This window comes from Microbulbifer zhoushanensis, assembly GCF_021729055.1.
GTDB classification, from domain to species: Bacteria; Pseudomonadota; Gammaproteobacteria; order Pseudomonadales; family Cellvibrionaceae; genus Microbulbifer; species Microbulbifer zhoushanensis.
Map to the genome: position 1 here is coordinate 751,726 of NZ_JAJSAO010000001.1, position 14,274 is coordinate 765,999.

At 57.8% G+C, this 14,274-nt stretch carries 11 protein-coding genes and 1 tRNA gene; 3 read left to right on the forward strand and 9 right to left on the reverse strand.

Going from position 1 to position 14,274, the window contains the following annotated elements; translation table 11 throughout:
• Nucleotides 1–358: 358 nt before the first annotated feature.
• The gene (locus tag LVD10_RS03260; protein WP_237061814.1) at nucleotides 359–3,856 is read right to left on the reverse strand and encodes a class I SAM-dependent DNA methyltransferase; all 3,498 of its coding nucleotides are present in this window, start codon (nucleotides 3,854–3,856) and stop codon (nucleotides 359–361) included.
• A 340-nt stretch (nucleotides 3,857–4,196) separates the two neighbouring features.
• Between LVD10_RS03260 and LVD10_RS03265 the strand changes: the two genes are divergently transcribed.
• Nucleotides 4,197–4,688 (forward strand): ImmA/IrrE family metallo-endopeptidase, encoded by a 492-nt coding sequence (locus LVD10_RS03265; RefSeq protein ID WP_237061816.1) that lies wholly within the window; start codon nucleotides 4,197–4,199, stop codon nucleotides 4,686–4,688.
• A 5-nt stretch (nucleotides 4,689–4,693) separates the two neighbouring features.
• Nucleotides 4,694–5,143 (forward strand): hypothetical protein, encoded by a 450-nt coding sequence (locus LVD10_RS03270; protein ID WP_237061818.1) that lies wholly within the window; start codon nucleotides 4,694–4,696, stop codon nucleotides 5,141–5,143.
• A 131-nt stretch (nucleotides 5,144–5,274) separates the two neighbouring features.
• On the opposite strand, the gene LVD10_RS03275 is transcribed toward LVD10_RS03270, so the two are convergent.
• A tRNA-Ser gene (locus LVD10_RS03275) sits at nucleotides 5,275–5,362 on the reverse strand.
• Nucleotides 5,363–5,575: 213 nt separating this feature from the next.
• Nucleotides 5,576–6,139 (reverse strand): nitroreductase family protein, encoded by a 564-nt coding sequence (locus LVD10_RS03280; RefSeq protein WP_237061820.1) that lies wholly within the window; start codon nucleotides 6,137–6,139, stop codon nucleotides 5,576–5,578.
• Between the two features lie 262 nt (nucleotides 6,140–6,401).
• Between LVD10_RS03280 and LVD10_RS03285 the strand changes: the two genes are divergently transcribed.
• Nucleotides 6,402–7,808, forward strand: coding sequence for an adenylate/guanylate cyclase domain-containing protein (locus tag LVD10_RS03285; protein WP_233005650.1), 1,407 nt, complete (start codon nucleotides 6,402–6,404; stop codon nucleotides 7,806–7,808).
• A 56-nt stretch (nucleotides 7,809–7,864) separates the two neighbouring features.
• Here the strand turns inward: LVD10_RS03285 and LVD10_RS03290 are convergent, their stop codons facing one another.
• The 6 genes from LVD10_RS03290 to LVD10_RS03315 form a co-directional block, all read right to left on the reverse strand.
• Nucleotides 7,865–9,307, reverse strand: coding sequence for an alpha/beta hydrolase (locus tag LVD10_RS03290; protein ID WP_237061821.1), 1,443 nt, complete (start codon nucleotides 9,305–9,307; stop codon nucleotides 7,865–7,867).
• Between the two features lie 54 nt (nucleotides 9,308–9,361).
• Nucleotides 9,362–9,883, reverse strand: a complete 522-nt coding sequence (locus LVD10_RS03295) for an HdeD family acid-resistance protein (protein WP_233005652.1) — start codon at nucleotides 9,881–9,883, stop codon at nucleotides 9,362–9,364.
• 176 nt (nucleotides 9,884–10,059) lie between these two features.
• Entirely contained in the window at nucleotides 10,060–10,896 is an 837-nt protein-coding gene (gene queF, locus LVD10_RS03300) for an NADPH-dependent 7-cyano-7-deazaguanine reductase QueF (RefSeq protein ID WP_237061823.1), read from the reverse strand.
• A gap of 85 nt (nucleotides 10,897–10,981) precedes the next feature.
• Nucleotides 10,982–11,755, reverse strand: coding sequence for an ABC transporter permease (locus LVD10_RS03305; protein ID WP_233005654.1), 774 nt, complete (start codon nucleotides 11,753–11,755; stop codon nucleotides 10,982–10,984).
• Nucleotides 11,755–12,687: an ABC transporter ATP-binding protein gene (locus tag LVD10_RS03310; protein ID WP_233005655.1), complete on the reverse strand. Its 933-nt coding sequence runs from the start codon at nucleotides 12,685–12,687 to the stop codon at nucleotides 11,755–11,757. The genes LVD10_RS03305 and LVD10_RS03310 overlap by 1 nt, the downstream gene beginning before the upstream one ends.
• Before the next feature lie 140 nt (nucleotides 12,688–12,827).
• Nucleotides 12,828–14,192 carry a patatin-like phospholipase family protein gene (locus LVD10_RS03315; protein ID WP_237061825.1) on the reverse strand — a complete coding sequence of 455 codons (1,365 nt, stop codon included), beginning with the start codon at nucleotides 14,190–14,192 and terminating at the stop codon, nucleotides 12,828–12,830.
• Nucleotides 14,193–14,274: the final 82 nt, after the last annotated feature.

Below are 14,274 nucleotides of genomic sequence, written 5' to 3' on the forward strand. Positions count from 1 at the left end.
AAGAGCTGAGCGACTACTGCGCAACCTCGGGGCTGCAATTATTGCTCGATGATAGCCGCTTCATCTTAGGGCGGTTGCCATACGAGGTACAGGCCCGCCTACGAGCAATGGATGAATACATGAGAGTATGGAGGCAAGCGGCTAGCGAGGAACCTATCCAGCACAAGAAGCAAAACACTGGACGCCATGCAGCAAATACATGGCTAAGAGAGCACAAAAACGTAGACACAGCTATTAACCGGTCCGATCAGCAGGGGGGGGGACGAGAAATCTCTAGTGGTATTCACCTACACCGCGCGGCAAGTTCTAGCCACCCCCCCGCAGGTTACAGCTAGGGGGGTATCGACAAACTGAACACTTATACACGCACCCATTTGCCACCAGCGTCATTCACTTTGCCCAAGGCAAGCAGTGCATGCAACACCGCCTCCACCCCTTTAACAGGCTTTCTCTTGAAGCTTCCAGCTATCTGCTCTGTCGTGGCTGGACTCTGCAGACAGTCTAAAACACTGCTAATTTGTTCAGCCATTGTCTGTGGCCAGGAAGACTTCTGGGCGGTGGCAACCTGCTTATCAGCGTCGCTCGCTTCAGCACTTACGATGTCAATACCATCCTGCTCGGACTCTGGGGACTGATACTCCGGCCGAAGCCAATGGACTCGCCCTTTGATCTCATCGAGGGCTCGTCGATGGTTTAGCCTCACTAAGCGGGCTAGAAGCTCCTCCTCTGCCTCAGTTTGTACAGCAGCTTTCTCCACTAGCGGTGTAGTCGCACCAGGTAAGCCCACCAACGCCTCTGCGAGGTCGCTCCAGCCATAAGCATTCATAACCTCACGATCAAGCTCATCGTGGAGCTCCCGGAGTGTCGAAACGAGTCCGCGACTATTTATCTCCTGCTCTTTCTCCGTGAGAGCTTCGTCTCTACGCAGTTTGTCGAGCACATTATAAATACCTGTCAATGTTAGACTGGAATACTCGGCTTGCCGCTCTTTCCTCTGGGCATCAATACGTGCAGCAAGCTTACCTATTCTTTCGGCCTGAAAATCACTAAGAACAGGAAAAGGAAATGTTTCGAAGCACCTACTCTTATTGTATCTAGGGTCATTCCCTACGCCAAGACGCCCACCCGCAGCCAAGGCCCAGCAAACATGAACCCTACTCGACAGAACTCCTAAGATCGCATTATTTTCAACAGCGATATTAACTAGCATGTGGTCAGGTTTTATCGTCTTATCGAGCACCGTAAAAACTCGGTGCTTTGTTGTCTCAACCGTGGCAATGTATTTCGAAAGCCCTTCAGACATCGAGCGCCAGCTTTTACGCACCTCGCCAAATAGCCACCACTTTTCTTTTAGCCGCTTCCGGCGATTATTATCACGCTCGGGCTTCACTCTCTCTAGGATCCACTGGTATACGTGGGGAAATTTTTCCCGGACTTCTTCCGCCTCATAGCCGTACAGGTCTATCAGCATTACTCCTCTTGGAGACTGGGCCAAATCCCGACCATTTCGATATGGATGCACTATCTCACTCAGCTCCGGCTTCACGCCATAGCCTAGCGATTCCGCCTCATCTTGCGTAACGATAAAGCCAGAACCGGCAAGCATCATGCCGTTAGAGGATATTCCGCCATTAGCTAGGAGTTTTCCCGCCCCCGCCACATTTGCCCCAACGGTCAAATCAGAGAAAATTTTTCCCTGACGGGAGGCCAGCTCAATATTACTGGCCTCGTCCTCTCCAGACTCCTCTCTAAGAACTTGTCGCAGTAAACCGCTTCTCTCTCCCGCGACCCCCACTGTCATAGCTATCCGAACACTCGCGCCGTCGTTGCTGTCGACCCAAGGGTGGTCAGGAATTGCAAAGGCAATAGAGAGCGGCTTCTTATTATCGTTTAAGTGCGTCTCAATGACGCGTCTATTAAAGGTCTGCCTGAGACTATTTGTTGTAATAAATCCGAATTGTTTTACGCTGCCTGCACGGACCTTTTGTGCCGCTATATGCCACCAATACATCACGAAATCCGTGGACTCTGCCAGCTCCCCCCACACCTTTCGTATTGCGTCAACGTAGCCACCCCCAAGGGCTCTGCGCATAGCCTTATCACCAATAAATGGTGGATTCCCTACAATGAAGTCTGCCTCAGGCCACTCTGCTTTACTGGGCTTGATATAGTGGTAAAGGGGAAGCCGGCCAGTTTCATCAGGGACAAGCTTTCCCGTAACAGAGCTAGCTTTATAGGAAATCCCGTCCCAAATAGTTATCTTTTCTCCAGCCTCATCCTTTACAGGTACCTTATCCTCAAATTCTATAAGAGCATCTCGGTTCTCAATATTTTTAAAGTCCCGCAAAATTGGCTCGGGCAGATCCAGCTTTCCATTAATTTTGAAATGCCACTGCAAGTACCCTATCCAAAGTACTATTTCAGCAATAGCTGCAGCGCGCGGATTGAGCTCTAAACCTAGGAATTGGTGAGGGTCTACAGTCAGCCCTTCGGTATCAAAGGAAGTTTGCCCTGCACTGAGATCTCGAAGGCGGTTAAGGACCTCCCCCTCTAATCGCTTCAAGTGCTCCAATGCAACATACAAAAAATTTCCACTTCCACAGGCGGGGTCAAGCACTTTCGTGCTACAGAGGCGGTAATGAAACTGTCGCATACACTCTAGGGCCTTAGCATCCTTGCCAGCCTGTAAATGCATCTCTACTTCTACCTTGACCGTACTCCATTCTTTGCGTAATGGCTCAATAACCGTAGGCATTACTAAGCGCTCTACATAACTTCTCGGTGTAAAGTGAGCACCTAGCTTGTGACGTTCTCTCGGATCAAGAGCTCTCTCTAGAAGTGTGCCAAATATTGCTGGTTCGACGTATCGCCAATCTGCCCTAGCCGCCTCGATTAAGAGCTCAATTTGCTGTGCATCTAGAGGGATGGGATCAATATCAGTAAAGAGGCCGCCGTTAAAACGCGGCAAGATTTCTTCTAGCTGCCCCTCGAAGCCCCCAGCATTCATTGTGCGCCAGAGACTCTCCATCGCTGGCACGAAGTGCTCTGGGCGCTGCCGCAGCCTTTCTAGCAAGCTTGTGAAGCTACCCTCGGGAATAAGCCCCACGTCCTCGCTAAACATGGTGAATAGGCAGCGCTTAAGAAAATGCGCAGTACGGTCTACACGAAAACCCGCTTGCTCCAAAGACTTCGCTAGTTCGGCTAGGCGCGCGCTTACATCACGAGTAACTTCTGCTGCATACTTGCTTGGATCGAGGCTATCAGGGGCCAGCCAGAGACATTGCAGGCGCTGCTGAACTGCAGGCTCGCTTATATCTTCCAGCTTGATTGTGTAGTGGCCAGGATCTGGGAAAGGCACATATATGCCGCCACTGCGACTGAATTCGGCGTATAGCTGTATACTTCGACCAACGTCTACGAGTACGATAAAAGGCGGCCTTCCCTCGTCACCAGGCAAGCTCCGCACATACTCATCCGCTTGGTTCTTGGCCTTCTGCATGGCGTTGTACCAGCTTTGTGAGCCAATCTCTCTATCAGTCTGCTTCGCCTCCATCACGAAGCAGTCACGACGATAAAGGTCAATGCGATTTTTACCGGGTTTGGCAGCACCGGTAGCGTCGTAAATGTCTACGGGGCGCTCGAATATATATTCGTTTGCCTTGCTCGCGTCACTCTTGGGATCCGGCTTTGGAAGGTTTAACGCATCACATAGGTCACGAAGAAAGGACTGGAAATCTGCCAGCTCGGCTCCAGATCCCTGCGTGTTCTTCCACCGACTTATAAACGCCTGAACTCCTTCTGCCTCAACATGAGGCAAGCTCAAATTTTTCAGTGAGCGTGAGACATCTAGTGACATGGGTGCCCTACATCCTATTGCTTGTTATTTTATTCATGGCGGGAATAGTATCATGGCCGGCTTGCTGCTTGAGCAACGAAGCTGACGGCCTATTCTGGAAGGTCTTTGGCGGAGGCCCTTGGGTGACCGGACTTTTTAAAAGTGCCTATGCAGGCCTCTTGTCTCTGCTCATCCGGCGCTCTCCCCTGCCCCCAATGCAGACTCATAAAAGCACCCTCCATATCACAAGTGCCAAAAAGCCCAAGCATGCAGCCCCTATGACGTAGCGCTTGCTCATACGGCAACATTACCGCAGGATATACTCAGCCTACCACCTTGAACATGGTTAAAATTCAGACAAATGTCGTTAACACCAGAAAATACTGCGGAAAAGGTGCTTCGGGCCGCGTGGCCAGATGACGAGTTTCCCGTCGATCCAGTAACCATCGCTCGAAAGCTAGGACTGGACGTTTTTGACACCGACCTCCCCCCAGAGGTGTCAGGAGCCCTTATTAAAGAGGCTGGGGAGGATCCTGTGATTGCCTTACACAGCGAAGACCACCCAAATCGTAAGCGCTTCTCCTGCGCCCACGAAATTGGTCACTTTGTAGCCAGGGCTGAATCTGGCAACGCTGAAGAATACGAATTCATCGACTACCGAGGATCGCTCGCAGCTCAGGGAACGGACCCTGAAGAGGTTTTCGCGAACCAATTTGCAGCAAACCTGCTGATGCCTAAGGCCACCGTACAGAAACTCCATAAGGAAGGAAAAAGCCACATAGAGTTGGCGCTATTCTTCGGCGTGTCTGCCGAGGCAATGCAATACCGACTGAATAAGCTGGGCCTACGGTGACTGGTATGGATGCAGAGGCCAAAGAGCGAGCCAGAGCTGAAGAGGCGGCAGAGCGAGCCAGAGCTGAAGAGGCGGCAGAGCGAGCCAGAGCTGAAGAGACGGCAGATCGAGCCAGAGCTGAAGCGGCAGGTGCACGAGACCGGAACACTTTACTCAATGCGATCAGGTCTAGGCTCAAAGATAACTCTAAAACCAAGGTAACAGACCCACTCACGGGCCAGAAGGTCGAGGACCTAAAGACCGATAGAGCTTTACGCAAAGGGTATGCTCAAGGACTCTTGGTTATACTGGCTCTCCAACTAGGGATAATGAACCTGGTCTTTTTCCTCGTGGGGCTTGGGCAGCTTGACTATGAACAGTGGTCGCTAAACCTTTATATGGCAGGCACCCTCGCAGAGATCTTCGGCCTAGTACTCGTCATCACTAAATACTTATTCGCCCCTAAGGGTAAGTGATTCGTCATATCACCTCTGCCAGCAGCACCCATGCCCCATAACGAAAAAAGCCCAACAACCTTACCGGATGTTGGGCTTTTTGTTGGGTAGATCAAACAGGCCGCTATAACCCCTTGATTTTCCTCATGATATGGCGGTGAGGGAGGGATTCGAACCCTCGATACCTTTCGGTATACACACTTTCCAGGCGTGCTCCTTCAGCCACTCGGACACCTCACCGAAACTGCTTGTTGCGTTTTGGGCGCTGGTTGCTGCCTCTGCACGCCTGCATCAACTTTCCTTGCCCTGGGGCATTTGCTTGGAAAATTGTCTTGCTAATCAGGAACATAGCTCCCGTCCAGCGAGCGCGCACTTTACATAAACGCAGGCCGGGACGCAAGCCTTGGGGGCAAAAAGAGTGAAAATTCAGCTCTCTGGGCCCCGATCATGCACTCAGTTGCCATGCCAATGACCGAAATAGCCCTCTACTGCCAGCTCGGGAGCCTCGCGGGGTGCCTTGGCCGGGGTGCCCAGATAGATGAAGCCCTCGATACGCTCATTGTCGGCCAACCCCAGGCCCCGGGCGACCAGTGGGTCGCTGGCCAGCGGGCCGGTGCGCCAGTAGGCACCGACGCCCTCGGCAAAGGCAGCGGTGAGCATCGCCTGCACGGCGCCGGCGGTGGACTGGCGCTGCTCGATATGGGGCACCTTGGGATGATCCTGCAGGGTGGTGATGGCCACCAGCACCAGCGGCGCCCGCAGGGGCATGGCGAGGGTCTTCTCTCGTTTCGCCTCGGACAGCGGGCCTTCGGCCCGCTCCATCGCCTCCAGGTAAACCTGGCCCAGTTTTTCGCGCGCCGGTCCCTCTACCTGGAGGAATCGCCAGGGACGCAGGCAGCCGTGGTCGGCGGCGCGCAGTGCGGCCCGGAATATCCGCTCGCGCTGCTCCACCGGGGGTGCGGGTTCGCTCAGCTTGCCTACGGATACCCGGTTGTGGAGGGCGTAGAGCGCATCCATGGTTGTCTCCTGCTTCAAGAAAATCTGGGACTTGTTGTACTGGCGGCTATTCTAACGGATTCACCTGACGCACTCATTATCCTAAACTGACATACCTGTCACACCGAATGCGGCAACAAGATTTCACATTATTCACTGTTCCGGAGTACACTGCACTCCTGTCCTTGGGGGACAGGATAAGCGTCATAACAAGCCGGATAATAAGAACAACGCCAGCCACAATGCTGGCTACTTTTCGTTCAAGGGCATATAGAAAACCATAATGTCGATGCTGGACCAGTCAGAGACCACCGCCGGGGCCAGGCGTGACCTGGAGTCCCTGTATCCGGTCTATTTCCGCACCCTGATCTGCTTTGCCGCCGCCGGCACCCTGTTTAATGCTGTCGAGTGGTCGTCGCCGTGGACACCGGACAAGATGCTGGTCACGGGCGTGGCAGTGATATTGCTGCTCTATACCGGCGTCGCCTTCCAGATCAACCGGCGGACGGGTCCGGAAAATGCGGATTTTGTCGGCCGCTGCCTGTCCTTCTGTGACACCACCCTGATCGGCGTTGCCATTGCCCTTGCCGACTTCAGCCTGCTCCCCACCATGCTGTTCGTTACCATGGTGCAGTTCAATGCCCTGACCCAGGGCGGCGGGCGACGCTGGTTCGAGCACAATACCGGCCTGTTGCTGGGTGTCGCGGTGGGCTACATGCTGCACCGCCCGGCACTGGTGATCAACGCTGACCTGAGTATCAGTGTTGCCAGCCTGATCGGCGTCTTTACCTATTTCTGTGCCTATGCGTTTTATACCCATTCCCAGATTGACCACCTGAAGCGCGCCAATCGCTCGCTGACCGCCGACCAGCACCTGGCCAAGATGCGCACCTACAAGCTGTCCAAGTACCTCCCCCAGCGTCTGTGGCGCGCTGTTACCACCGGCAAAGAGGAAGAGCTGGTAACCGAGCGCAAGCTGCTTACCGTATTCTTTTCCGATATCAAGGACTTCAGCCAGCTCACCGAGGAGCTGGAGGCCGATACCCTCACCCAGCTACTCAACAGCTACCTGTCGGAAATGGCGCGGATCGCCGGGCAGTACGGCGGCACCATCGACAAATTTATCGGTGACGCGGTGATGGTGGTGTTCGGTGATGACGAGAGCAAGGGACCCAAGTCCGACGCCCTGCGTTGCGTGGCCATGGCACTGGCGATGCGCAAGCGCGTGCGGGAAATGAAGCAGGAGTGGTACAACAAGGGCATCGCCCGTCCGCTGCAGGTACGCATGGGTATCAACACCGGCTACTGCACCGTGGGTATTTTCGGCACTGCCAACCACCAGTCCTATACAGTGATGGGCACCCATGTAAACCTGGCGGCGCGCCTCGAGGGTGCCGCCCAGCCGGGTGAGATCCTGATCAGCCACGAGACCTGGGCGCTGATCAAGCAATCGGTAATGTGCCGCGACAAGGGCCATGTAACGGTGAAGGGCTTCAGTACCCCGGTGAAGGTTTACCAGGTCACCGACCTGCGCAAGAACCTGGGCGGGCAGCAGAGTTACCTGGAGGACCACGCCCCCGGCTTCTCCATCCATATGGACCTGGACAAGATCCGCAATTACGACAAGGACAAAGTGTTGCAGGCGCTGGAGAAAGCCACCAACACCCTGAAGAACAAGGTCATTATCTAGTCGTGGCGGCCGCCCGCCGCCGAGAGCTCCTCCCCCCCATCACACCCCCGGCAGCATCAATCCAGTTGCATAAACTGCACTGCCCGGTCCTCCAGCCAACTGTAAAAGGGATTCCAGCGCAGGCGCAATTGCGTCGAAGCGCCAATCGCCAGGGCACCGCGCTCCCCCCGCAGAGCCAGGTTGCCCAACTGGATACCCGGCCCCGGGCCGGCCGGGCTGCCGCCATAGATAAAATCGGACGGCGGGAACGGCAGCGCCACGTGGGACAGTGAATATACCCCCGCTGGCCAGCTGAGCCCGAGGGGCCACCGGCGGTCGCGGTTCGCACCCGGTGGCCATTGCCGGGCCACCGCCTCCCGGGTTTCGGGGCCGGCGTTGGTGACCAGGGTCAGCGTATAGCGCCGGCGCGGCACATCCCGCACGGCGGCGATCATGGGCTGGGGATCCCAGGTAAGGAGGTGTTCGATATCCGCCTGCCGGTTAAGGTCAAACAGCACCAGTTCATGCCCACCGGCAGGCAGCAGGTTGAACAGGTTGCTGACAACCGCAGTAGCCTCCACTGTGGCATCCACGACCGACGAGAAAGACAGGACAGGAGGCATTGCCTGCAAGCCGTCCCCGGAGGCAAGTTCGCGCAGCCGGTGCTGAATTTCGACGGTGATCTCATGGGTGACCGTGCCCCCATTGACCGCAAAAGACCCGTACTTGAATGGCTCGTACTCCAGCTGGTGCACGCTGTCCCACTGGAGCTTGTCGATGCCCAGCAGCCATCCCAGGCGTGCCTGCCAGATTGCCAGCGCCGCCATCCGCGATACGCCGATCTCCGGCGAAATCAACACCAGGCTTGCCACCGGCGGCAACCCGCTATCGTCCAGGGCGGCGAGTGTGTAGTGCACGGCGAGGGCCGCACCGTTGGAGTAGCCGACGATATGGATCGGGTGCCCGCCGCCGGCATCGGCCAGGTGGTGCATGGCCAGTTGCACCGCGGCGGCCATATCCCGCCAGTGCACCGAAACCAGGCCCGACGGTGCCGTACCGTGCCCCGGGATACGGAGCCCCAGCACATTCGCCCCCGCAGCGTGCAGGCGCCGGCCCAGGTGTCGCAGGCTGTAGGGGGCATCCGTCAGGCCATGCAGGAGGAGTACCGACGCCCTGGGGTCCTCGGATTCCAGGAGGTAACTGTGATTCCAGTTTTTCGGCCAGCGGCCAGGGTCCGCCATACTGCCGCGGCGGTAGCGATTGATCGTGTTGGGGGAAGCGGGCCGGGTTTTCGCATATACCTCCCGCTCGAGCTGCGCAAACAGGCGCTTCTCCAGTAGCAGGTATTCCTCGAAAGTGGCTACCGGGGATGCCCGGGTGAATTCGGCATCCAGTTCAGCGGTATGCCAGACCTGCAGGTCGGGCAGACGCTGGATATAGAGCACCAGCCCCACCACAGCCGCCAGCAGGACGCCACTGGCAGCGCAAACGAGAAACCTCAGAGCCCTGCCCAGTAGCATGACATCATACCGGGTGGGGGCCAGCTGCCGTCAGCATGGATACGCGCGCAACTGCTAGGCACGCACTGCCCTGCCGCCCGCAATCATGATCATCCCGACGAAAAACAGCTTGATCCCGAACAGGATCCCCAGCGCCCAGACACCGGAAAACGGGAACTGGGCCCAGAGCATGATGCCCAGCAATATGGATACTGCCCCGCCGAAAATCAGCCATCCCCGGCTTCCGGCTCCCGCGGCACTGAACCCCGCCGCCAGTTCCGCCACACCGTCGGCCAGGAAATACAGCGCCAGCATGATGGTCAGTGCGCCCGAGAGAATAATGGGATTGGCGAGCAGGATAATGCCGGCCAGGACAGTCAGCACGCCGAGTGCGAAACCGAGCAGTCCCTTGCCTACACTACCGGCGCGAAACGCCCAGAACATGCGGAACAGCCCGCCGACCAAAACCAGCCCCCCGATCAGCAGTGCGATGGAAAACCCGGTAAAACTGGGGGCCAGAATTGCAAGGATTCCCAGGATGACCGTAATCACGCCGAGCAGCGTCATTGATTTCCCGGGGTTCGCAGTGTCGCTCATGGTTACCTCCCGGAGCCAACAGGCTCAATGGATGTACCAGTAGTAAAGACCCTCAGCGGGATACTGCGCACATTCTTTTGTCACTGCCGGCGTATTGTGCGGAAATTCGAGCCGAGGATGGCAGGGAAGCAGGCGGCAGGGGGGGGGAGACCGGGTCCAGCGACCCGGCCCAGGGCTCACTGGCGGGCAAGGCGTCCCGGCAGCTCCGCACCCGCCCTCTTGGCGCGCAGGGGGTTGATGTCCAGCCCGCCGCGACGGGTATAGCGGGCGCAGACCGTGAGTTCCTTGAATTCAGCCAGCCCCTCCAGGTCGCAGAAGATGCGCTCCACGCAGTGCTCGTGGAAATCCTGGTGCTCCCGGAAGGAAACCACGTAAGCCAGCAGCCCTTCCCGGTCGAGTGCAGGCCCATGGTAGTGGACAAAGACCGTGGCCCAGTCCGGCTGGCCGGTCACCGGGCAGTTGCTGCGCAGCAGGTGACTGTAGAGGGTCTCCTCGACGATCCGGCCCTCGGCATCCCCGTCCAGGCGCAACAGCGCGGCATCCGGCTGGTAGCGGTGGGTTTCGATGTCCAGCTGGTCCACGCAGTAGCCCTTCGGCCGGTGTACGGCAAGCTCCTCGCTCGCCACATCGTACAGGGTCACGCCTACCTGCTCCCCGGCAGCGCGGGACAGGTCCGCGGCCAGGGTGTCCCGCACCTCTTCCCGAGAACCGAACTCGGTCTGGTTGAGGGAGTTCAAATACAGCTTGAAAGACTTGGACTCCACCATCTGCGGGCTGTTGGCCGGGAAATGAAACCTGCCCACCGCCACCTGTGGCACGCCCCTGCGGTTCAGCCATGACAGCTCAAAACCCCACCATTCGTCGTATCCCACGAACGGCAGGTCCCCCTCGGTGATACCCAGGTGGGCCCGGGACACATGGCGGGGAATCGGGTGCAGCAGCTCGGGGTTGTACTGCGATTCGTACTCGGTCTCCTGCCCCAGCGGCAGGTTCTGCCAGTCTTCTCTATCCATTGATTCTCAGAGCCCAGGGTAGTGGCCTGCGGGCAGGCAGCCAATAACGTACCGGGATCGCCCGGCCACCAGGTAATGTTTGTCGTCAGTGACGCAGGCGCTTGCCGTGGGACATCAGGTGCAGTCCCCAGCCAAACAGTAGTGCAATAAATACCAGAACCCCAACAAAAGCCCAGGCCACATTGATATCGGAAACGCCCAGTACGCCGTAGCGGAAGGCGTTCACCATGTAGAGCACGGGGTTGAGCTTCGACAGTCCCTGGAAAAACGGTGACAGCAGGTCGATGGAGTAGAAAACCCCACCGAGGTAAGTCAACGGTGTCAGCACAAACGTGGGGATAATCGAGATATCGTCAAAGCTGTTGGCGAAAATGGCGTTGATGAACCCGGCGAGTGAGAACAGTACTGCGGCCAGGAAGACGATCGCCACTGTCATACCCAAATGCTGCACACCCAGGTCAGTGAAGAACAACGCGATCAATGTCACCACAAAACCAACAATCAGCCCGCGCGATACGCCGCCCAGCACATAGCCGGCCATAATCACCCAGTTGGGGGTCGGCGATACCAGCAGTTCCTCAACGTTGCGCTGGAACTTGGCACTGTAAAAAGACGAGGCCACATTGGAGTAGGAATTGGTGATCACCGCCATCATGATCAGGCCGGGCACCACGAATTCCATATAGGAGAAGCCACCCATCTGGCCGATACGGCTGCCGATCAGGGAGCCGAAGATCACAAAGTACAGCGACATGGTAATCACCGGCGGCACCAGTGTCTGCGGCCAGATCCGGGTGAAGCGGCGCACCTCGCGACGCAGGATGGTGGAGAATGAAGTCCAGATTGCGGTTGAATACATTACCCCTCTCCCTCCTGCTTCGCATCCGCCAGCAGCGATACAAACAGCTCTTCCAGCCGGTTGGCCCGGTTGCGCATACTCACCACGGCGACATCCTGCTCCCCCAACCGGGTAAACAGGTCATTGAGTGACTGCCCCTTCTCAACCGTCACTTCCAGGCTCGTCTCGTCCTGCAGCCGGCCTTCGAAGCCTCCCAGGTCGGGGCACTCAGCGAGCGGCTCCCGCACATCCAGGATAAAGACTTCCCGGTTCAGTGTTTTCAACAGGGAGCGGATGGAAGTGTTCTCGATAATGTCACCCTGGTCGATAATGGCGATATTGCGACACAGGCTCTCCGCCTCCTCCAGGTAGTGGGTCGTGAGGATAATCGTGGTGCCCTCGGCGTTAATCTGCTGCAGGAAGGTCCACATGGAACGGCGCAGCTCGATGTCCACGCCCGCGGTGGGCTCATCCAGGATCAGCAGTCGCGGCTCGTGGATCAGCGCGCGGGCGATCATCAGCCGGCGCTTCATGCCGCCCGACAGCATACGTGCCTGCACACTGCGTTTGTCCCACAGGCCCAGCTGCTTCAGGTACTTCTCGGTGCGCTCTTCTGCCAGTTTTCGTGGCATGCCGTAGAAGCCGCCCTGGGTGCAGACAATGTCATACACTTTCTCGAACTGGCTGAAATTGAATTCCTGCGGCACCACGCCGAGGAGTTGCTTGGCCGCTGCAAAATCCTTGTCGATATCCACCCCGAATATCGACACACTGCCGGCGGTCTTACGCACCAGCGAGCAGATAATACCGATTGTGGTGGACTTGCCCGCGCCATTGGGTCCCAGCAGGGCAAAAAAATCCCCCGGCTGGACATCGAAACTGATGCCCTTCAGGGCCTGGAAGCCGTTGTCGTAGGTCTTTTCGAGGTTGCGAATGGAAAGCGCAGCTGTCATTGAATCCTCCTGCGGATAAGGGCGCATATTCAACGCCCTTAGCTGCCATATTGCAACCGGACAAACTATGGGGGTTTTTCCTACCACGGGGGACCGGGGCAAGCGGCCTGCCCGCCCAGACTGCTGCAGGGCCGGGACCCCTACCTGGCGCCCTGCACCAGCCGCACGAAATCCCGGTAGGCCGGTGAATCGGCCAGGACCTGCTGGCCAGCTGCGATCAGGCGGTCAACTTCTGTATCCGTCAGGCGGAATGTGGTGCCGATATTGTTGAGGTACTGCCGGTCAGCATCGTTACGCACCCGGTCAAAACTCACCTCCACAAAGTGGAAGGTCAGCGGCCGATCCGGTGTCGAGCTCTCATCCACCCACTGCTCAAACATCTTGCGGGTGATCAGTATGGTGTCGTCGCTGAAGCGCTGTATCTGGCTGCCGCTGACACTGCCCGCCACCTCCAGGAAGGGAGGTGAATGCGGCTCCTGCGCCCACTCTCGATGGGGATGCGAATTGGCATTGACCAGTATCACAAGGATATGGCGGGCGTTGAGGTGGGGTAGCAGGCTGGAGTCGATTGCCGGGTCCGCGGTGAGGGTAATGGTGCGGTAATAACTGCGCAGCCCCAGGTTGTCGGAGATCCCCCCATCCACCAGGTGCAGCCACGGCCGCCGCTCCTGGTCCAGATATGCCTTCACACTGCGCGCGGCAATCTTCCTGGAGGTGAGCTGGTCGTCCTCCAGCGCCAGGTCCACCCAGGCGGGCTGCCGGAAACCACAGCTGCCGGCGTGGCTCTGGACTGCCACAGGTGAGAACACCAGTGGCACCGCCGATGACGCGGCCACCGCCCGGGACAGCGGGTAGCTTTCCAGGTCCAGGCAGAAAAGGTCGAACATCTCCTGCACGAATGGCACGCGCTCACCGGTGGCAAGGTCCGTACTGTTGATCACCACCCTGGGCACACCGGGCCTGACCAGTGCGCCCAGGGGGGCATCGTCAAACAGCAGCTCATCGTAGTATTCCGCCGCCAGGTCGATGCGGCCGAATGTCGGGCTGGCGAGTCGCTGCCAGTTGGAGGGGCTCAGGGCCCGCCGGACCAGCTCCCCCTGCACGTCCCGGCGCAGGAAGCGCTCCTCGTAATCGGCAAAGATGCGTTCGCCGTACAGGCCGTAATAGGCTGCGGTGAAACTGCCGCCGGATACCGAGGAAATCATGTCCACCTCCTGCAGCATCGTGCGCTCCCCGGCAGAGGTTCGCACCGGGGTCCGGTCCAGCTCCCTGAGGACCCCATAGGACAGCGCCGCAGCCCGTGTCCCACCACCGGAGAAGGCCAGCAGCACGGCAATCTCGGTGGACCGGTCACCGGTCATTTTCTCGCGTGCCGCCGCATTCCGCTCCGGCGACCAGCGCGCCAGCGGGACTGCCTGTTCAGGCATATAGGAACAGGCCGTACACGCCAGCAAGAGGCCGGCGACCAGAATACGTACCACTGCGACCGAAACATCCCTGCGCACTGTCACTCCTTCCTCCATGGCCTTGTGAATACCGCCGGGCGGTCGTCTCCGGCTGCAAGTATAGGCATGGCTCCCGCTGGCG

Excerpts from the sequence above, each read along its gene's own strand:
- LVD10_RS03260 (WP_237061814.1), bottom strand. The coding sequence starts at position 3,856 with ATGTCACTAGATGTCTCACGCTCACTGAAAAATTTGAGCTTGCCTCAT.
- LVD10_RS03265 (WP_237061816.1), top strand. The coding sequence starts at position 4,197 with ATGTCGTTAACACCAGAAAATACTGCGGAAAAGGTGCTTCGGGCCGCG.
- LVD10_RS03270 (WP_237061818.1), top strand. The coding sequence starts at position 4,694 with ATGGATGCAGAGGCCAAAGAGCGAGCCAGAGCTGAAGAGGCGGCAGAG.
- LVD10_RS03280 (WP_237061820.1), bottom strand. The coding sequence starts at position 6,139 with ATGGATGCGCTCTACGCCCTCCACAACCGGGTATCCGTAGGCAAGCTG.
- LVD10_RS03285 (WP_233005650.1), top strand. The coding sequence starts at position 6,402 with ATGTCGATGCTGGACCAGTCAGAGACCACCGCCGGGGCCAGGCGTGAC.
- LVD10_RS03290 (WP_237061821.1), bottom strand. The coding sequence starts at position 9,307 with ATGCTACTGGGCAGGGCTCTGAGGTTTCTCGTTTGCGCTGCCAGTGGC.
- LVD10_RS03295 (WP_233005652.1), bottom strand. The coding sequence starts at position 9,883 with ATGAGCGACACTGCGAACCCCGGGAAATCAATGACGCTGCTCGGCGTG.
- queF (WP_237061823.1), bottom strand. The coding sequence starts at position 10,896 with ATGGATAGAGAAGACTGGCAGAACCTGCCGCTGGGGCAGGAGACCGAG.
- LVD10_RS03305 (WP_233005654.1), bottom strand. The coding sequence starts at position 11,755 with ATGTATTCAACCGCAATCTGGACTTCATTCTCCACCATCCTGCGTCGC.
- LVD10_RS03310 (WP_233005655.1), bottom strand. The coding sequence starts at position 12,687 with ATGACAGCTGCGCTTTCCATTCGCAACCTCGAAAAGACCTACGACAAC.